Consider the following 18,991-nt stretch of genomic DNA (forward strand, 5'->3'; position numbering starts at 1 on the left):
ATGGCGGAGAGACGATGACGGCATTCCTTCAGGCTCTGGCCAGCGGTCTGGCGCTGGGCGCGATCTACGGTTTGATCGCGCTCGGCTTCAACATCACCTACGCCACGACCAAGACCTTCAATTTCGGCCAGGGCGCCTTCCTCGTGCCGGGCAGCCTGGTCGGCGTCTCGCTCTTGCTGCTGGCGGCCGGCAAGCCGCATTTCGGCAACCTGACCCAGGCCGAGATGACGATGATGGCCTATGTGCTGGCGACGATCGCCAGCGTCGTCGTGGTCGGCGCGATCGGCATCGCGCTCTACTACTGCGCGATCAAGCCTTTCGTCGGGGCCGGCGGCCTCAACTGGGTGCTGAGCACGATCGGCTTCGGCATCATCATGCAGAACACCGCGCTGGCGATCTGGGGCCCGGCTTCGATCGCGGTGCCGTCGCCGCTCGGCAGCGATGTCTGGCGCATCGCCGGCGCCGGCATCCGACCGCAGGAGGTGCTGATCGCGGTCGTCGCGGTCGCCGTCATGGTCGGGCTCGACATCGTCCTGCGCAAGACCCGCTTCGGCAAGGCGCTGCGCGCCGTCGCCTTCAACCCGCAGGCCGCGGCGATCGTCGGCATCAATGTCGAGATGATTGTCATCGCGGCTTTCGTGATCTCCTCGGCGCTGGCCGGGCTCGCCGGCATCCTGATCGCGCCGATCACCACGGCATCCGTCTTCATCGGCCTCGGCATCGCGCTGAAGGCCTTCTCGGCCGCGATCGTCGGCGGCCTGACCAGCCCGCGCGGCTGCATGCTCGGCGGCTTCCTGCTCGGGATCGTCGAGGCGCTGGTCGGGCTCTGGCGCGCCGAGATGCGCGAGATCACCATCTTTCTGCTGATCATCATCGTGCTGGTCGTTCGGCCCAGCGGGCTGATGGGCGCGCGCAGCGTGGAGAAGATCTGATGCCGGCGCTCGCCCATGCCCTCGGGGTGGCGGCACTGGCGGCAGCGCTCGCGCTCGTGCCCCTGTTCGGCCTCAACGATTTCTACCTGCAGATCCTGTTCACGATCGGAGTGAACTATCTCGCCGCGGCGGGCCTCAACGTCCTCGTCGGCTATGCCGGCCAGAAATCGCTGGGCCATGCCGGGCTCTTCGCCGTCGGCGCCTATACGGCGGCGATCGCCAATATCGAATGGGGGCTCTCCCCCTGGCTGTCGCTGCTTCTTGCCTGCGGCTTCGGCGCGATCTTCGGCCTCGTCATCGCCATGCCCTCGGTGCGCGTCTCGGGACCGAGCCTGGCCATGGTGACGATCGGCTTCGGCATCGTCGTCGAGAAGATCGTCACGGAGTGGACCGACATCTTCAAGGGCCAGGCCGGCTTCTACGGCATCAGTGCGCCATCCATAGCCGGCGTCAGCTTCACCAATCTGCACTGGGTCTGGTTCGTCGGCGCGCTCTGCATCGCCACCCATCTGACGCTGCGCTCGCTGCTCGCCGGCCGTTATGGCCGCGCCTTCCTTGGCGTGCAGATGGCCGAGCCGGCGGCGCAGTCGGTGGGCATCTCGGTGGTGCGCGCCAAGACGCTCGCCTTCGTGATCTCGGCGGTGACCTGCGCGCTCGCGGGCGCCGTGGTCGCGCAGCAGAACCAGTATTTCAACTCCGACTTCATCACCTTCAACCTCTCGATCTTCCTGCTGGTCGTGGTGATCTTCGGTGGCTCCGGCTCGCTCTACGGGCCGCTCTTCGGCGCGGTGATCCTGACCCTGCTCGACGCCTGGCTGGCGCGCTGGCCGGCATTGCAGCACTTCACCTATGGCGCGCTGCTGCTGTTCTCGCTCTATCTGATGCCGAATGGCATCGCCGGGGCGGTTTCCGGCCTCGCTGCGAGGTGGCGACAAGGCAAGGCGGCTCCGCTTGCGGTCCCCGGCCACAGCGCTCTGGCGGCAACATCCGCAACGGCGGCCAGCGGCGAAATCCTCGTCGTCAAGGATCTCTACAAGGCCTATGGCGGCATCGTCCCGGTGCGCAACGTCTCCTTCACGATCAGCGCCGGCAAGGTCCATGCGCTGATCGGCCCGAACGGCGCCGGCAAGACAACGCTGCTCAATCTGCTCTCCGGCCATGTCGCGCCGGGCAGTGGCTCGATCCGCTTCGAGGGTCAGGAGATCGTCGGCTGGCCGGCGCATCGCGTCGCCGCGCTCGGCATCGCCCGCACCTTCCAGAACCTCAAACTGTTCGGCGAGCTCTCGGCGCTCGACAATGTCCTGCTCGGCGCGCATCGCCATATCGAGACCGGCTTTGTCGCCTCGCTGCTCGGGCTGCCGCCGAGCCGCCGGGCGGAGGCGACGGTCCGCGCCGACGCGCTGGCGCTGCTTGCCGATTTCGGCCTCGGCGAGCGCGCCTATGAGCCGGCGAAGAGTCTGCCTTACGGCCTGCAGCGGCGGCTCGAGATCGCCCGTGCGCTCGCCTCGAGGCCCAAACTGCTGCTGCTCGACGAGCCAGCTGCAGGCCTCAACCCGCAGGAGACTCATGAGCTCGGCGAAGTCATCCGCCGCATCCAGCAGGCCGGCGTCACCGTGCTCCTGATCGAGCACCACATGGATCTGGTCATGGGCATCTCGCAGCACGTGCTGGTGCTCGACTATGGCGCGCTGATCGCCGAGGGACGGCCCGAAGCGATCCGCCGGGACCCCAAGGTCATCGCCGCCTATCTCGGTGCCGATGACGATGCCGCCCTGACCGGAGACGCCGCATGACCATGCTCGCGATCGAAGGGCTCAAGGTCCGCTATGGCGCGGTCGAGGCGCTGAAGGGCATCTCGCTGCAGGTCGGGCAGGGCGAGGTCGTCACGCTGATCGGCGGCAATGGCGCCGGCAAGTCGACGCTGATGCGGGCGATCGGCGGGCTGGTGAAAGTCGCCAGCGGCACGATCCGCTTCGAAGGCCGCGACATCACCGGCATTCGGGGGCATGACTGCGTCCGCCTCGGCATCGGCCATTCGCCGGAAGGGCGCCTGGTCTTCGGTGACCAGAGCGTCCGCGACAATCTCGTGCTCGGCGCCTATGCGCGTCGCGACGAAGATGGCATCGCCAGCGATATCGAGCGCTATTTCGCCGTCTTCCCGCGCCTCGCCGAGCGGCAGGACCAGCTCGCCGGCACGCTCTCGGGCGGCGAGCAGCAGATGCTGGCGATCGCCCGTGCCCTGATGGCGCGGCCGAAGCTCCTCCTGCTCGACGAGCCCTCGCTCGGCCTCGCGCCGCTGATCGTCCGCGAGGTCTTCGCTGTGATCCGCCGCCTGCGCGAGGAGGGTATGACGATCCTGCTGGTCGAGCAGATGGCCAATCAGGCGCTCGCCATCGCCGACCGCGCTTATGTCATCGAGACCGGCTCGATCACGCTCGAAGGCACCGGCGCAGAGCTTTTACGCGACGAGCGGGTGCGCTCGGCCTATCTCGGGGCGTGAGGATGTCCGGTGAGAGTGTCACCATCGTCGAAGTCGGCCCGCGCGACGGGCTGCAGAACGAGAAGGCCGAGATCGCGACCGCGGACAAGCTCGCGCTGATCGGCAAGCTCGCCGATGCCGGTCTTTCCCGCATCGAGGCGGCGGCCTTCGTCTCGCCTCGGTGGGTGCCGCAAATGGCCGATCATGAGCTGGTGATGCGCGGTGTGCCTCATCGGCCCGGCGTCGTCTTCTCGGCGCTCGTCCCGAACGAAAAGGGAGCGGAGCTCGCACTGGCCGCCGGCGCACAGGCGCTCGCCGTGTTCACCGCTGCGTCAGAGAGCTTCTGCCGGAAGAACACCAACTGCTCGATCGCGGAGAGCATCGAACGCTTCCGGCCGGTGATGGCGTTGGCGCAGCGCGCCGGCGTGCCGGTGCGCGGCTATGTCTCCTGCGCGCTCGACTGCCCCTATGAAGGGGGGATCGCGCCCGAGGCGGTCGCGACGGTCACGGCCGAACTGCTCGCGCTTGGCTGCAACGAGATCGCCTTGTCCGATACGCTCGGCCGCGGCACGGCGGAGCGGACGGCGGCGATGGTCGAGGCGGCGTTGCGGCGAGCGCCGGCCAGGATGCTGGCCGGGCATTTCCACGACACATCGGGTCGCGCCATCGCCAATGTCGCGGCGGCTTGGGAGCTGGGCCTGCGCGTCTTCGACGGCTCGGTCGGCGGGCTCGGCGGCTGTCCCTATGCGCCCGGCGCGGCCGGCAATCTCGCGACGGAGCGGCTTGTCGCGCATTTCGAGGCCAAAGGCATCGCGACCGGGATCGATCTCGCTAGCCTGCGCGAGGCTGCGGAAGGAATCGCCAGGCGCATTGATCGAGTGTGAACGCTGTTCCCGGCCCAGTCAGCTCGCGCCGGGCACGATCGACATACGGCTCTCCTCAACAGTCCAGTCGCGGAAGGCCAGCATGGCCGGCGTCAGCGAGCGTGATTGCAGCCAGGTCAGCCAATAGCTACCGAGGGAGACCTCGACCGGGAAAGGCCGAACCAACCGGCCGGCGTCGAAATAGCGCGTGAACAACAGCGCGGGCACGAGCGCGATGCCTTCACCAGCTGCCGCAACCTCGGCAAGGGCGATCGAGCTGTCGAAGACCGGCCCGCGCGCCTGTAGGGGCTCGATCCCGGCCGCCTCGCTCCATAGCGTCCACTCGTCGGCGCGATAGGAACGCAGGAGGACCTGCCCTGTGAGATCGGCAGGGTGGCTCAGTTCTGTCATGCGCGATGGTGCGCAAACCGGCGTCATAGGCGCCTCGAACAGGCGCAGCGCCGCCGTGCCGTGCCAGGCGCCGCCGCCGAAGCGCAAGGCGTAGTCGAGCCCCTCGGCAGCGAGATCGACGCGGTTGTTGTTGGTGGTAAGGCGTAGATCGATCTCCGGATGGGCCTGACGGAAGCCGGCCAGGCGCGGCAGCAGCCAGCCGAGCGCGAAGGTGCCGACTGCGCCGACGTTCAGGACCTCGACCGGGCGCCCGGTCTCGAAGCGCTCAAGCAGACCGGCGATGCGGTCGAAGCTCTCGCGCAGCGTCGGCAGTAGGCCGCGGCCTTCATCCGTCAACGCAAGGCCGCGTGGCAGGCGACGGAAGAGCTCGACGCCGATGCGTTCCTCTAGCCCCTTCACCTGATGGCTGATCGCTGCCTGGGTGACGCAGAGCTCGATCGCGGCACGAGTAAAGCTGAGATGGCGGGCCGAGGCCTCGAAGGCGCGCAGCGCGTTCAGTGGCAGATGCGGGCGGAGCATGGCCGAGCCTTAGGAAATCTAATGGCTCCGTAGAGATATCATCGTTTGCGATTGGGCAAGCCTGAGGCGAGAACGGTGCCGGGCGACAGGCTCGGCCTGTCATGCTGTCGCAGGTCGCGACGTCTTCACCAAAACCGTTTCCGACATCCCGCGCGACGTGCCGTTGGCGCGATGGTTTCCACATGGAGAAAACCGATGATCCGACGCCGTGAGCTGCTGATCGGCTCCCTGATGACCGCGCCGATGCTGGGTGCCGCGCCTGCTTTCGCCCAAGGGCGCGAGGAAGAGGTGCGCGAGGCGCTGTTCGCACTGGACCGCAGGCATGGCGGGCGGCTCGGCGTCGCGATCCTCGACAGCGGCAGTGGTCGCATCGTCGCTCATCGCGGCGAGGAGCGCTTCGCCATGTGCAGCACGTTCAAATTCGTCGCCGCTGCCTTCGCGCTGGCGCGGGTCGACCGCGGCGAGGAGGAGCTCGAACGGCGCGTCAGCTACAGCAAGGCCGATCTCATCACCTATTCGCCGGTCACTGAAAAGCATGTCGAGAAAGGACTGACGATCGCGGAGATTTGCGATGCGGCGGTCACGCTGAGCGACAACACGGCTGGCAACCTGCTGCTCGATTCCTTCGGGGGGCCGAAGGGGCTGACGGACTATATGCGCTCGCTCGGCGACGAGGCTTCGCGGCTCGACCGGCGCGAGCCGGAGCTCAACGAGGCGAGGCCCGGCGATCCGCGTGACACGACGACACCGATCGCCATGGCCGGCGTGCTGCGCCAGACCGTGCTCGGCGGGGCGCTGACGCCGGCCTCGCGCCAGCAATTGACGGCCTGGCTCGTCGCCAACAAGACCGGTGACAAGCGCTTGCGGGCAGGGGTGCCGAAGGGCTGGCGCATCGGCGAGAAGACCGGAACCGGCAACAACAATGCGACTAACGATGTCGGCGTGATCTGGCCGCCTGGCCGCGCGCCGCTGATCGTCACCGCCTATTATACGGAGTCACGGGGGGCCTTCCCGGAGCGCGAAGCCGTGCTGGCGGAAGTCGGACGGCTGGCGATCTCGCTCTGAACTGCCGAAAAATCCTCCGAAACGGCAGGTGTTCGTCAGCCGGCTCTGAAAGGTGACGCCAAAACGCAGCTTTCATGGCATGATCCCCGCGAATCCCGCACGGCCTGGAGGATCTGACGATGCGTGCGACATGGTTCATCGCATTGGGGCTGGCAGCCGTGCTCGGTGGCTGCATGACGGCGGCCGAGCAGCGCAGCGCCGATGAAGCACGCTGCCGCTCCTACGGGTTTAAGCCGGGAGCGGAAGGCTTCGCCAACTGCCTGATGGAGGTTGATCTCGACCGCTCGGCCTCGCGGCGTGCGCGGCTGGAGACGTCCGGGTTCTACGGGCCGTATTGGGGGCCGTGGCCGTATCGGCGCTGGTGAGACGCCTTATTCGGCGTCGGCCTGGCGGTCGGGCGTCGCATCGCGGAAGGCGGCGAGCTCCATCGCGGCCGCCTCCGCCCGCAGCAGGCGTGGGAACTGGGCGACGTCGACCTTGAAGCGCCTGGCATTGCCGAGCTGCGGCACGAGGCAGATATCAGCGAGGCCGGGCTGCGAGCCGAAGCAGAACGGGCCGGGATTGTTGGCCGCGAGCTGCTCGCAAGCGGAGAGCCCGTCGATATTGACGTTGGCAGCCCAGGCCAGCGCGGTATCGCCATCGTGTCCGAGTTCGCGCAGCCGGTTCAGCACCTTGAGGTTCTGCACGGGGTGGGTGTCGCAGGCGATCGCCTGGGCGAAGGCGCGAACCTTGGCGCGCGCGGTCGAGTCCTTTGGCAGCAATGCCGGTTCGGGACGCGTTTCCTCGAGCCATTCGATGATGGCGAGCGACTGGGTCAGCGCCGTGCCGTCATCGAGCTCCAGTGTCGGCACCAGCCCCTGCGGGTTGAGCACGAGATAGGCGGGATCGCGCTGCTCGCCATGGCGCAAATGATGCGAGACGTGCTCGACGTCGAGGCCCTTGAGATTGAGCGCGATGCGCACGCGCCAGGCGGCCGAACTGCGGAAATAGCCATGCAGCTTCATCGTGCCGCCTCCCATGGAGCCGGCTCCGATCGGCCGGCCTAGAAAGTATAGCCGAGGCGGGCGCCGAAATTCGAGGGACCGCGCGGATTGCCGGCGTTGGCGAGCGGGTTGTCGGAGCAGCCGGCGGTGCTGAAATGCTCAAGTGTCGCGATCAGGCTCCAGCGGTCGCTCAGGCGAAAGCCGAGGGCGGCCGCGCCGCGCGCACCGGTGTTGCAGCCGACATTCAGGCGGTTCTCGGGGATGACGGTACCGGTCTTGCCATTATTGAGGGCGGCGCCGAGGCTCGCTTCGACGAAGACGGATTGCGAGACGTCGAAGGTCCAGGTCGCGCCGGCATAGGCGTATTGCGTGCCGTTGACGTTCAAGCTGGAGCCGAGGTGGAAGCGCGGCATGAAGGCGTTGGCGAGGCGGTCGTTCAGCGTGGCGACACGCGGCGTCAGGATCTCGCCGCCGAGGTTCAGAAGCCCGCTCTCGCGACCGCCAGGATTGGCGGCGCCGAGGCCGAAGCGCGCCTCCCAGGCAGGAGCCGGTGCTTCCGTCGCCGGCGCATAGCCGAGCGCGCGATTGCCGCCGCGGTCGCTCTGCGCCAAAGCGGGCGCGGAGAGGACCGAGAGAGCTACGAACAGCGACGCGACGCGAACCATGGTGGACGGGTGGGTTTCGACGGAGGTTTTAAAGGTTGAAAAAGCGCAGAGAGTGGTGGCCGCAATGTGACGATGCCGCCCTTGCGCACCGGAGAATGATCAGCCGGCGCGCCACCAGAGCACGCCGAGGATCACGAGAATCGCAATGAACTGCAGCACCACGCGCAGCCGCATCAGCCTCTGCGAGGTGTTGGCATTGCCACCGCGCAGCATGTTGACCAGGCCGAGCAACAGCACGACGGCGACGGCGCCGACGGCGATCGGAACCAGAGCGGTGGAGACGTTCATCGCCGTGCTTTAATCCTCGTGATGGCGCTTGGCCAGCACGGACGCGGCGGCGAAGCGCCACAGCCGTGGAGAAGGTTCTAGCCTAGCGATAGCGCCGCTGCACGATCAGATTGGCGGCGATGGTGAGCAGCAGCGTCGCCGTCATCAGGATGAAGGAGATGGCGCCGCCAAAGGGCCAGTTGTTCTGCTGGGCGAATTGGCCGTAGACCAGCGGGCCCATGGTCTGGAATTTCGGACCGCCGAGCAGGACCGGCGTGGCATAGGCATTCATCGCCAGGATGAAGGTCAGGATCGTGCCGGCGAGGATGCCGGGCATGGCGAGCGGCCAGAGCACGCGGGCGAACATTGCTGCCGGGCCGGCGCCGAGGCTGAAGGCGGCTTCCTCGACATTGCGGTTGATGCCCTCGATCACGCTCTGCAGCGTCAGCACCATGAAGGGCAGGTTGACCGCGATGATGCCGATGATCACGGCGGTCTCGGTGAACATGATCTCGAGCGGCTGCTCGATCAGGCCAAGACCCATCAGCGAAGCGTTGAGCGCGCCCTTGCTGCCGAAGGCGGTCATCCAGCCGGCGGCGCGCACGGCATTGCCGACGAAGAGCGGCAGCACCACCAGCATGATCAAGAGGTTCTTGAAGCGGCTCTCGGTGCGCGCCAGCACATAGGCGAGCGGGAAGCCCATGATCAGGCAGACGATCGTACAGACCACCGCGACGCGGACCGTGCGCCAGAGCACGTTGAGATAGAACGAGTCGGTGAAGAACTTGACGTAGTTCTCGATCGTCAGCCCGTCGACCATGAACTGGCCGGGGATGAACTGATTGAGCGAATAGCGGAACAGGATCGCGATCGGACCGATGAGCCCGATCGCGACGAAGATCGTTGCCGGGACGACGAGCATCCCGGCGAGGCTGGTGCGGGCACCCGCGACTGGTTCGGGGGCGATGCTCACCCCTTGAACACCTTGTCCCACCACTCCTTCATCGCCGAATCGTTCTTGGCGAGGAAGGCGTAGTCGAGATCCTTGATGCGCTTCTCCTCATCGGGGGTGAAGCCGATGCGCTTTTGCAGGTCGGGCGCGACGGAGAGGCCGGAGACCGTGCCGTTATAGCCCATGTCGACGGCAAAGGCCTCCTGCGGCTCCTTGGCGAGCATGGCGTTCATATAGGCGTAGGCGTTGTCCTTGTTGGGCGCGTTCTTGGCGATGACGAAGCCCGAGACGTAAGCCGGGATGCCCTCGACCGGGGAGACCGCCTCGCAGGGAATGCCGGCGTTCTGCCATTGCACCACGCGCGCCTTCCAGATCGCGCTGATGCCGACTTCCTCGTTCTTCATCGCCTGGGCGAAGGCCTCGTTGGTCGGGTAGACGCGCGCGCCGGCCTTCTTGACCGCGAGCAGGACCTCCTTGGCCTTGTCCATGTCATTCATGCTCGCGCCGCCGGTGGCGGCCATCGAGGCGGCGATCATGATCGCCTGGTACTGGATGTCGATGAAGCCGATCTTGTTGCCCCATTGCGGGTTGAGCCAGTCCTTGAAGCCGAACGGAGCCGGGCTGATCAGCTTGGGATTGTAGATGACGACGTTGCCGGAATAGATGTGCCCGATGCCGTACGGGTACTTCATCGTCGGCAGCAGGTTCTTGGCGTTCGGGATCTTGGAGTAGTCGAGCGTCTCCGTGACGCCGGCCTCGTTCATCTCGAACATGTTGGCGGCCGAGAAGCCCTGGATGTCGACCGTGCCGCGCGGCAGGCGGCGCTCGGCGACCATCTTGGCGCGGCGTGGCGCGTCGCCGGCCTGATCCTGCACCACTTCGAGCCCCTTGGGCTTGAGCAGCGGGTCCTCGATGTTCTTGGTGAGCAGGCGAGCATAGTCGCCGCCCCAGGTGCCGACCACGACCCTACCGCCGGATTGAGCGTGTGCGCTGCCGCCGAGCGCCGGCATGGCGACCGCGGCGCCTGCACCAACGGCCAGGCCTTTCAGGACATCGCGTCTATCGATCTTTTTCATGTTCGTTCCCCTGTTGGACGCCCGTCGAGCGGTTTCAAGGCTCGCGCGGATAGACGAGCCCGGCGTCTTCGGCCCAGCCTATCGTGATCATGTCGCCCGGCTTCGGCTCGGCCGCGCCGGGGCGGTTGGGCACCTGCAGCAGAATGCGGTCCTGCTCGGTCAGCCTGACGTCGATGTCGAGCAGCGCGCCGAGATAGGAGACGTGCTCGACCCTCGCCGGGAAACGGTTGGCGCAGCTTTCCGCCTCCGCGCCGATGGCGAGGCGTTCGGGCCGCAGCGCCAGCGTCGCCGGCCCTGCTGCGGCCGCCTTGCAGGTGATGTCGAGGCCGCCGCCGCTGCGGAAACGCCCACCTGCCGCCTCACCGTCGAGGAAGGCGCTGCGGCCGATGAAGCCGGCGACGAAGCGGTCGGCCGGCTTCTCGTAGAGCTCGCGCTGCGTGCCGATCTGGCGGACCTTGCCCTTCTCCATCACCACCAGCCGGTCGGCCATGGTGAGGGCCTCCTCCTGGTCGTGCGTGACCATGATCGTGGTCAGGCCGAGCTTGCGCTGGAGGTCGCGGATCTCGACGCGGACTTCCTGGCGCAATTTGGCATCGAGATTGGAGAGCGGCTCGTCGAGCAGCAGCACGTCCGGCTCGGTGGCGAGCGCGCGCGCCAGCGCGACACGCTGCTGCTGGCCACCGGAAAGCTGGCGCGGATAGCGCTCGTCGAGACCGGTTAGGCGCACGAGCCGCAAGGCTTCGGTAACGCGCGGTGCACGATCTGCCGGCGCGATCTTGCGCATCTCCAGGCCGAAGGCGACGTTCTCGGCGACCGTCATATGCGGGAAGAGTGCATAGGACTGGAAGACCAGGCCGCAATTGCGCTTCCAGGGCGGCAGGTTGGTGACGTCGCGCTCGCCGATGGTGATCTTGCCTGCCGTCGGCTGGATGAAGCCGGCGACCATGCGCAAGGTCGTGGTCTTGCCGCAGCCGGAGGGGCCGAGCAGGACGAGGAACTCGCCCTCGGCGATGTCGATGCTGCAATCGTCGACGGCGGTGAACTCGCCATAGACCTTGCGCAGATGCTCGATCGAAAGCTTCGCCATATCAGACCACCCGGCTCAGCTTGACGTAACGGTCGGTGATGATCATCGCCGCTCCGATCAGGACGATCTGGATGACCGAGGCGGCAGCCACCGTCGGGTCGATCTTCCATTCGAGGTATTGCAGGATCGCGATCGGCAATGTCGTGCGGCCGGGTCCGACCAGGAACAAGCTCATCTCGAGATTGCCGAAGGAGGTGACGAAGCCGAAGAGCGAGCCGGCGACGAGGCCCGGCCGGATGCTCGGCAAGGTCACGCGGCGAAAGGTCGTCCAGGGGCCGGCGCCGAGATTCTGCGCGGCTTCCTCGATGGTGCGGTCGAAGCCCGCGAGGCTGGCGGTCACCAGCTTCACCACCCACGGGATGACGACGAGGCTATGGGCGGCGACGAGGCCGCCGAGCGAGCCCAGTACCGGCAGGCCCGTGTTGATCTCGGTCTCGATCTGGAAGACGTAGAGCGAGGTGCCGAGCACGATGCCGGGCATCACCAGCGGCAGCAGCAGGAGCGTGTTGATCGCCGGGCCGAGCGCGATGCGATGGCGCATCAGGGCAAGGCTGGCAGGCACACCGAGCACGAGCCCGATCAGGGTCGCGAGCACGCCGACCTGCAGGCTGAGGATGAAGCCGTCGACGAAGGGCTTGTTGTTCGCTGCCGCCTGGAACCATTTCAGCGAATAGCCTTCCGGCGGGAAGGAGGGGATCTCCTGGCGGAAGAAGGCGAGCCAGACCACGAAGAAGAGTGGCATCAGGATGAAGCCGAGCGAGAGCGTGGCCGCGCCGCTCAGCGCGATGCGTCCCAAGCTCAGCCGCGCGGCGCTCAAATCGCTGTCCTCTTCATCGCCTCGTGCCTGTCCTCAATGCAGCGTGTTCTTGTGGAACGCGCCACCCTTCATAATCACCGGCAGCTTCGCGCCCTGATCCTGGAACAGCTCCAGGCTCTTCAGCGGATCGCCATCGACCAGGATGATATCCGCATAAGCCCCTGCACGCAGCGTGCCGAGCTTGCCTTCCATGCGCAGTAGCTGTGCACCGACCGTGGTGGCCGAGCGGATGATCTCGATCGGCGAGAGCACCTCGCGGCGCAGCAGGAATTCGCGCGACTGGTCCGCCTGGAGCTGGCCGAGCAGATCGGAGCCATAGGCGACGGGCACGCCAGCGCGCTTGCAGATCTCCAGGGATTTCAGGCCGCCATCGATGACGAGATCGTTCTTGGCCAACATCTCGGCATTCATGCCGAACTCGGCGGCGCGCTCCTTCATCGCATAATAGGCGACGAGGTTGGCGGTCAGGAACATGTTGTTCTCAGCCATCAGCCTGGCCGAGGCCTCGTCGATCAGGTTGCCGTGCTCGATGGCGCGCACGCCGCATTGCGCCGCCCGGGTGATCGCTTCGGGCGTATAGGCATGGGCGCAGACATAGCGGCCGAAGGCCTTGGCCTCGGTGACGGCGGCCGTGACCTCCTCGACCGTGAACTGCATGGAGTCGAGCGGGTCGTAAGGGCTGGCGACGCCGCCGGACATCATGATCTTGATGTGATCGGCGCCGAGGCGCATCTGCTCGCGCGTCGACTTGATGACGGACGAGACGCCGTCGGAGATGTTCATCGTGAAGGCCATGGCGTTGCAGCAATGGCAGCGGGCGCCGAAATCGGTGCGCCGGCGCGGGTCGCTATGGCCGCCGGTCGGGCCGATCGCGGCGCCGGCGATGAACAGGCGCGGCCCGGCGATATCGCCCTTCTCGACCGCCTCCTTGATGCCCCAGTCGGCACCGCCGGTGTCGCGCACCGAGGTGAAGCCGCGGTCGATCATGCCCTTCATCAGGCGCGCGGCGCGGGCAGTGGCCAGCGTCAGCGGCACGCTCTCGAGCAGGCGGATATAGACCTCGGAGAGCATGACATGGACGTGGCTGTCGATCAGGCCGGGCATCAGCGTGCGTCCGCCGCAATCGATCACAGCAGCCTTGTCGGCCTTGATCGGCTTGTCGGAGACCTCGCGGATCAGCTCGCCTTCGACGAGCAGCTCGTGCCCTTTTCGCAGCTCACCATGATCGGGCTCCAGCATCGCGAAATTGCGGAACAGGACCTGCGTCATGGCGGCGTCTCCCAGCGCTATTCCTGATATATTACGAGCTCTCCAGATGATGTCTATCGCGCCATGCGCGCAACGGATCGCGAAAATCGCCTTTCGCGATCAGCCGGCGGCGGCGTTCTGCGCCAGCGCCCGGCCGCGGACCGGCAGTGACAGGTCCTCGGCGAGTGCGCGGTTGATCGCCGGGAGGCCGTCGAGCAGGTCCGGCAGGAAGGCCTGCGAGGGCGGCAGGCGCTTGGGCAAGGCATGCAGCGCCTTGGCCATCTGCAGCGGATCGCGCGCATTCGCGCCGGTCTGTGTCGGGTCGAACAGCACGTCGATCAGGCGCAGGCTGTCGGCGCGCTCGGCCCGGATCGCCTGCTCCAGGCGCGGACGGACGCGCGGCACGATCAACGCCGGTTTGTCGAAGGAGAGGATCTCGCAAAAGGTGTTGTAGCCGCCCATGGCGACGACGCAGTGGGCGCGGTTCATCAGCAGTTCGAGACGCGGCTCGAAGCCGATGCTCTCGAGCTTGGGCAGCTTGGCGATGCGGTCGGTGAATTCCTTGCGCTTCTCGCGCGACATGAACGGACCGAAGACGATCAGCGCCGGCAACTCGATGGTCGGATCGGCCTCATAGGCCGAGATCACCCAGTCGATCACGCCAGCGCCGTCGCCACCGCCTCCGGGCGTCACCAGGATGAACGGGCCCTTGGTAATGCGCGGATGCCGGTTCGGCGGCATCGGCGAGGGCACGGCCCGCTTGAGATAGCCGGTATAGCTGATCTTGTTCGCAAAGAGATGCTGGTTAGGCAGGCCGTCGAGCGGCCGGTAAACGCTCTCCAGCCCATAGACGAAGATGTCATCGTAGATATTGGCGAGCGCGTCGAGCGCGCCGCTCTGGCGCCATTCCTCATGCAGTTTGGTCGGTTCGTCGAGCACGTCGCGGACGCCGAGCACGATGCGGGCGCCGCGCCGGCGCAGGATCTCGAGCGAGGGGATGAGCTCGCCGCGCAGGCCGATCGGCTCCTTGTCGACGATGACGATGTCCGGGTCGAAGGACAGCACCGTTTGCTTGATCAGATCGGTGCGCAGGCGGATCGTGTCGGCGAGCTCGAGATTGAGATGGTGCGGCAGATAGCGGCCGTCGCTCTGCTTCTCGATGCCGGGGATGCGGACATAGTCGACGCCGTCGCCGAACTGGAAGCTCGAGATCATCGACGAGCCGGAGACGATGATCACTGATATATGAGGATAGCTCGCCACCAGCGAATTGGCGATCGCCCGGCAGCGGCGGATATGGCCGAGACCGAAGGTGTCGTGGCTATAGATCAGGACACGCGGTGCATGCGGACTGCACGGCGGGCGGCGCACCCCGCTATCGTCGATCAGACTGAGCCCCATGCGTCCGTCGCGTCCTCTGCTTGAAGGTCAGATGGCCTCCGGGGGACGCAAGAACGCACCCGAACTGGCCAAAACCATAGCGCTGCCGGCGCGTCAATCCAAGCCCATTGCCAAGTAGGTTGCCGCGCCGAAGAGCGCATCGGGACCGGAGAATGCGACGGCTGCATGACCGGATAGCCGCGCCAGCAGATTCGTGAGGAAGCTCCAGGTGGTGCTGTCATGATCGTGATGGTGCAGCAGCAGGCCGAAAGGCTGGCCTGGTTCGGGCTTCGTCCGGCGATCGGCGAGCAATCCAGCCATCTCGGCCAGCAGGTCGGCGGGCTGCCTGCCGACGCGACCGCCCTGCCAGTCGATCAGGTCGAGATCGGTGTTGACGAGGCGGGGGCCGCCGGCGGGGCCGGGCGCAAAATTGCGGAAGCAGGACAGGCCGACGAAACCGAGGCCGGGCAGCTCGGCTGCGATGTCCGGGTGGATGCGGTTCCATGGCGGCACGAAGGCTGGAAGGAAAGCGGCGCCGAACAGCTCCCGAAGGCGCTGCCGGCCAGCGGCGATCTCGGCGAGGATGTCCGGAAGCGGTCGATGCAGGCCGAATTCGCTCTTCTTCTCGCCGGGCGGGGCGTGATTGCGATGCCGGACGCCATGCTGGCAAGGGCGCAGCAATGGCGCGGTCTCGATCCGTCTTGCCAGAGCCTCCTGCGCCAGCATTGGAATCGAGGCCAGCAGCACCGGGGCCGCGAAGCGCTCGGCGAGGGCGGCGAGCCGGTCGAGCTGGTCGCTGGGCACGGTCGCGTCATCGTCGCGCAGCCAGAGCTCGACACGCTTGCCAGCGGCGTCCCAGCGGTCGAGCTCGGCAAGCAGCGTGGACCAGGCGGCATCCTCGGTCATCGTGCGGTCCCGGATATCTTGTGCTCATGCCGGGCGATTGCGGCATCCAGCGCCGCAGCGAGGATCACGCGAGCGCCTTCGCCGTTGCGTTCCACCCGGGCGAGGCGCCGGGCAGCCGCGCCCATGCGAGCGCGCAGCTTGGAATCGCCGATCAATCGCGCGATCGTCGCGGCCAGCGCAGCTTCGTCGCCGTGGGGAGAGAGCAAAGCGGAGCGGTCGCGTGCGACAACGGCGGGCACGCCGCCACTGTCCAACGCCGCAACGGCAAGCCCGGCGGCCTGCGCTTCGAGATAGACCACGCCATAGGCCTCGTTCAGGCCGGGCCAGACGAAGAGATCGTGCGTGGTGAGCTCGGCGAGGATCGTGGCGCGGTCACAGCGCCCAAGGAAATGGACGCGGCCAGTCGGGAAGTCGGCGAAAGCTGCCTCGATGGAAGGACGTTCAGGCCCATCGCCGATCAAGGTCAGGGTCCACGGCAGGTCGATGATGCGCGCGAGCGTGCGGGCCAGGAAGAGGTAGCAGGCGGCCTTGTTGCCCTGGCGCATCATCGCGACCACGATCAGGCGAACCGGCTCGTTTCTCTCGCTAGGCGCGGCGGAGTGCTCGGGGATCTCCCCGACCCCGAGCAGGAAGGGTGGCAGGTCGATCAGGCGCTCCGGTTCCGTGATGAGCCGGCTCAAGCCCTCGCGGTCGCGGGCCGTCATGCACAGGTGCAGGTCAGCCCGCAGGATGGCGGCGCGGGCGAGAGCCGCCGCCTCTGCCCAGGGACCAGCGAAGCGCTTCTGCGCATCGCTGGCCTCGGCAAGGAGATAGGGCAGGGCGAAGTGCCCGGCCAAGGCAGGACCGATCAGGTCCGGGGCGCGATAATGGCAGTGATAGGTGAAAAACAGATCGGGCCGGGCCCCCGGCGCTCGCCAGCGCTCGCTCAGCGAGGCGATCACGCCCTGTGCCGCATCCTTGTGGGCAGCCAGCAGAGCCGGATCGGGCTCGCGCAGGAAGCTGCGTTCGGCCGGGACGATCTCGATGGCGTGGCCGAGCTCTTCCAGCAGCGTCACCAGCTGGCGTGCCATCAGCCGGTCGCCGGAGGGCGCGCCGTCGCCATAGCGGTTCAGCGGCGTATGGAAAGCGATCTTCACGGCGGGTCTTGAATGGCGCGGGCAGATTTCAGCGGTAGGGGTCGGCTGCGTCACGCAAGCCGTCGCCGAGGAAGTTGAAGGCGAGGATGATGACGATCACCGGGATGCAGGGGTAGAGCAGCCAGGGATAGAGCGCGACGACATTGATGTTCTGCGCCTCGTTCAGCATCACGCCCCAGCTGGTGATCGGGGGCCGCAGGCCGAGACCGAGGAAGGAGAGAGCGGTCTCGCCCAGGATGGTCTTCGGGATGGTGATCGTCGCCGCGGCGATGAGATGGCTCATGAAGCCGGGCACGAGATGCAGGCCGATGATGCGGGCCGGCTTGGCGCCCATCAACTGGGCAGCGACGACATAATCCTCCTCGCGCAACGCCAGGAGCTTCGAGCGCACGGCGCGCGCCAGCCCGGTCCAGTCCATCAGCCCGAGGATCACGGTGATGCCGAAATAGACCAGCAGCGGACTCCAGGAGGGGGGCATGATCGCGCCCAGCGCCAGCCAGAGCGGGATATGCGGCAGCGATTGCACGATCTCGATGATGCGCTGGATGACGAGGTCGACCTTGCCGCCGTAATAACCGGCGATGCCGCCGATGATGATGCCGAGCACGAAGGAGACGCCAACGCCGAGCAGGCCGATGGTCAGCGAGATCCGCCCGCCATAGAGGATGCGCGAAAGCATGTCGCGGCCGAGCCGGTCGGTGCCGAGCAGATAGAGCGTGCCGCCCTCGGGCGGGCAGATCAGGTGCAGATTGCCGGGAACGAAGCCCCAGAACTCGTAGGAGTCGGCACGGCAGAAGAATCGGAGCTTTTGCGGTCGGCTGGTGTCGACATCGTATTCGCGCTTCAGGTTCTCCATGTTGAGGCGCTGCACATACGGATAGACGAAGGGGCCAACGAGCCTGCCCTCGTGGAAGAGATGCAGCTCCTGGCTCGGCGCCCTGATGAAGTCGGTATTGCGGGTCGTGTAGTGGTAGGGCGCCAGGAACTCGCAGAAGGCGGCCGAAGCGTACATCAGCAGGATCACGACGCCGGAGATCACCGCGAGCCTGTGCTTGCGGAACTTCCACCACATCAGCTTCCATTGCGGGGCGAGATAGACCCGCTCCTGCTCGGGCGACATCTTCTCGACCGCGTAAGGCTCGAATGGCGCAGTCGACCAGCGATGCGGCAGCGGCTCCGAAGCGGGGAGGGCGGGAGGCGTCGTCACTTGGTCGCCGTCCCCTGCAGGCGGATGCGCGGATCGAGCAGGGCGAGCGCGATGTCGGAGATCAGCACGCCGATCACGGTCAGGAAGGACAGGAACATCAGGAAGGAGCCGGCGAGATACATGTCCTGGCTTTGCAGCGCCCGGATCAGCAGCGGTCCGGTGGTCTGCAGCGAGAGCACGATCGCGACGATCTCGGCGCCTGAAACGATCGAGGGCAGGATGTCGCCGATATCCGAGATGAAGAAGTTGAGCGCCATGCGTAAGGGATATTTGCGCAGCGCCTTGCCCGGCGGCAGGCCCTTGGCGCGGGCGGTGACGTAATACTGCTTCTGCAGCTCGTCGAGCAGGTTGGCGCGCAGTTTGCGGATCATGCCGGCGGTGCCGCCGGCGCCGATGATGATCACCGGAATCCAGAGGTGCTCCAGCACCGACTTGAACTTGGCCCAGCTCATCGGCTGGTTGAGGTATTGCGGGTCGACCAGGCCGCCGATCGAGGTGCCGAACCAGACATTGGCGAAGTAGAGGAAGATCAGCGCCAGCAGGAAATGCGGCACGGCGAGGCCGAGCAGGCCGATGAAGGTGAGGCCGTAATCACCCCAGCTGTACTGGTGCGTCGCCGAGTAGATGCCGATCGGGAAGGCGACGATCCAGGTGAAGATGATGGTGAAGAAGGAGACCACCATGGTCAGCAGCAGGCGGTCTCCGACGATGTCGCGCACCGGCAGCTGGTACTCGAAGGAGTAGCCCATATCGCCGCGCAGCAGGCCGGTGACCCACCAGAAATAACGCTCCGCCGGCGGCTTGTCGAAACCGTACTCCTTCTTCAGGAACTCGACGCGGCTCATGTCCGCCTTCTCGCCCTGCGCCTGCATCTCGGCGACCATCGTCTCGAAATAATCGCCCTCGGGGAGGTTGATCACGGTGAAGATCAGGATGCTGGTGACCAGCAGCGTCGGGATCATCACCAGGATGCGCTTGAAGATGTAGGTCAGCAGCAC

Annotated in this window: 20 protein-coding genes; 6 read left to right on the top strand and 14 right to left on the bottom strand. The window is 66.5% G+C overall.

Annotated features, from left to right (window positions below):
* Nucleotides 1-14: 14 nt before the first annotated feature.
* From ACWIGM_RS23735 to ACWIGM_RS23750, 4 genes are read left to right on the top strand one after another with little or no spacing between them, the layout of a single operon-like run.
* On the top strand, nucleotides 15-932 hold the full coding sequence (locus tag ACWIGM_RS23735) for a branched-chain amino acid ABC transporter permease (RefSeq protein WP_454028429.1): 918 nt from the start codon (nucleotides 15-17) through the stop codon (nucleotides 930-932).
* Nucleotides 932-2,725, top strand: coding sequence for a branched-chain amino acid ABC transporter ATP-binding protein/permease (locus ACWIGM_RS23740; RefSeq protein ID WP_454028430.1), 1,794 nt, complete (start codon nucleotides 932-934; stop codon nucleotides 2,723-2,725). The genes ACWIGM_RS23735 and ACWIGM_RS23740 overlap by 1 nt, the downstream gene beginning before the upstream one ends.
* 2 nt (nucleotides 2,726-2,727) lie before the next feature.
* Nucleotides 2,728-3,432, top strand: coding sequence for an ABC transporter ATP-binding protein (locus ACWIGM_RS23745; RefSeq protein ID WP_454028757.1), 705 nt, complete (start codon nucleotides 2,728-2,730; stop codon nucleotides 3,430-3,432).
* A 2-nt stretch (nucleotides 3,433-3,434) separates the two neighbouring features.
* Nucleotides 3,435-4,295, top strand: a complete 861-nt coding sequence (locus ACWIGM_RS23750) for a hydroxymethylglutaryl-CoA lyase (protein ID WP_454028431.1) — start codon at nucleotides 3,435-3,437, stop codon at nucleotides 4,293-4,295.
* Between the two features lie 18 nt (nucleotides 4,296-4,313).
* Here the strand turns inward: ACWIGM_RS23750 and ACWIGM_RS23755 are convergent, their stop codons facing one another.
* Nucleotides 4,314-5,204: a LysR substrate-binding domain-containing protein gene (locus ACWIGM_RS23755; protein ID WP_454028432.1), complete on the bottom strand. Its 891-nt coding sequence runs from the start codon at nucleotides 5,202-5,204 to the stop codon at nucleotides 4,314-4,316.
* Between the two features lie 195 nt (nucleotides 5,205-5,399).
* On the opposite strand from ACWIGM_RS23755, the gene bla reads away from it, so the two are divergent.
* Nucleotides 5,400-6,269, top strand: a complete 870-nt coding sequence (gene bla / locus ACWIGM_RS23760) for a class A beta-lactamase (RefSeq protein ID WP_454028433.1) — start codon at nucleotides 5,400-5,402, stop codon at nucleotides 6,267-6,269.
* A gap of 113 nt (nucleotides 6,270-6,382) precedes the next feature.
* The gene (locus ACWIGM_RS23765; protein WP_454028758.1) at nucleotides 6,383-6,634 is read left to right on the top strand and encodes a hypothetical protein; all 252 of its coding nucleotides are present in this window, start codon (nucleotides 6,383-6,385) and stop codon (nucleotides 6,632-6,634) included.
* A gap of 6 nt (nucleotides 6,635-6,640) precedes the next feature.
* On the opposite strand, the gene maiA is transcribed toward ACWIGM_RS23765, so the two are convergent.
* The 13 genes from maiA to ACWIGM_RS23830 all read right to left on the bottom strand — a co-directional run bounded on the left by maiA (nucleotide 6,641) and on the right by ACWIGM_RS23830 (nucleotide 18,988).
* Complete coding sequence (gene maiA / locus ACWIGM_RS23770; protein WP_454028434.1) at nucleotides 6,641-7,273, bottom strand: maleylacetoacetate isomerase; 633 nt, start codon at nucleotides 7,271-7,273, stop codon at nucleotides 6,641-6,643.
* Nucleotides 7,274-7,311: 38 nt separating this feature from the next.
* Entirely contained in the window at nucleotides 7,312-7,917 is a 606-nt protein-coding gene (locus ACWIGM_RS23775; protein WP_454028435.1) for an acyloxyacyl hydrolase, read from the bottom strand.
* Between the two features lie 99 nt (nucleotides 7,918-8,016).
* Nucleotides 8,017-8,205, bottom strand: coding sequence for a twin transmembrane helix small protein (locus ACWIGM_RS23780; protein WP_454028436.1), 189 nt, complete (start codon nucleotides 8,203-8,205; stop codon nucleotides 8,017-8,019).
* 82 nt (nucleotides 8,206-8,287) lie between these two features.
* Complete coding sequence (locus ACWIGM_RS23785) at nucleotides 8,288-9,157, bottom strand: ABC transporter permease (protein WP_454028437.1); 870 nt, start codon at nucleotides 9,155-9,157, stop codon at nucleotides 8,288-8,290.
* Complete coding sequence (locus tag ACWIGM_RS23790) at nucleotides 9,154-10,212, bottom strand: ABC transporter substrate-binding protein (protein ID WP_454028438.1); 1,059 nt, start codon at nucleotides 10,210-10,212, stop codon at nucleotides 9,154-9,156. Before ACWIGM_RS23790 ends, ACWIGM_RS23785 begins: the two co-directional genes overlap by 4 nt.
* 34 nt (nucleotides 10,213-10,246) lie before the next feature.
* Nucleotides 10,247-11,299: an ABC transporter ATP-binding protein gene (locus ACWIGM_RS23795; protein ID WP_454028439.1), complete on the bottom strand. Its 1,053-nt coding sequence runs from the start codon at nucleotides 11,297-11,299 to the stop codon at nucleotides 10,247-10,249.
* Nucleotide 11,300: 1 nt separating this feature from the next.
* Nucleotides 11,301-12,116: an ABC transporter permease gene (locus tag ACWIGM_RS23800; protein ID WP_454028440.1), complete on the bottom strand. Its 816-nt coding sequence runs from the start codon at nucleotides 12,114-12,116 to the stop codon at nucleotides 11,301-11,303.
* A 33-nt stretch (nucleotides 12,117-12,149) separates the two neighbouring features.
* Complete coding sequence (locus ACWIGM_RS23805) at nucleotides 12,150-13,385, bottom strand: metal-dependent hydrolase family protein (protein WP_454028441.1); 1,236 nt, start codon at nucleotides 13,383-13,385, stop codon at nucleotides 12,150-12,152.
* Nucleotides 13,386-13,484: 99 nt separating this feature from the next.
* Entirely contained in the window at nucleotides 13,485-14,765 is a 1,281-nt protein-coding gene (locus ACWIGM_RS23810; protein ID WP_454028442.1) for a glycosyltransferase family protein, read from the bottom strand.
* A gap of 93 nt (nucleotides 14,766-14,858) precedes the next feature.
* On the bottom strand, nucleotides 14,859-15,650 hold the full coding sequence (locus ACWIGM_RS23815) for a polysaccharide deacetylase family protein (protein WP_454028443.1): 792 nt from the start codon (nucleotides 15,648-15,650) through the stop codon (nucleotides 14,859-14,861).
* Nucleotides 15,647-16,786 (bottom strand): glycosyltransferase family 4 protein, encoded by a 1,140-nt coding sequence (locus ACWIGM_RS23820; protein ID WP_454028444.1) that lies wholly within the window; start codon nucleotides 16,784-16,786, stop codon nucleotides 15,647-15,649. Before ACWIGM_RS23820 ends, ACWIGM_RS23815 begins: the two co-directional genes overlap by 4 nt.
* A gap of 28 nt (nucleotides 16,787-16,814) precedes the next feature.
* Entirely contained in the window at nucleotides 16,815-17,993 is a 1,179-nt protein-coding gene (locus tag ACWIGM_RS23825) for an ABC transporter permease (RefSeq protein WP_454028445.1), read from the bottom strand.
* Nucleotides 17,990-18,988, bottom strand: a complete 999-nt coding sequence (locus tag ACWIGM_RS23830; protein WP_454028759.1) for an ABC transporter permease — start codon at nucleotides 18,986-18,988, stop codon at nucleotides 17,990-17,992. The genes ACWIGM_RS23825 and ACWIGM_RS23830 overlap by 4 nt, the downstream gene beginning before the upstream one ends.
* Between the last annotated feature and the right edge of the window lie 3 nt (nucleotides 18,989-18,991).

It is taken from the genome of Allobosea sp. NPDC055332, assembly GCF_053645455.1.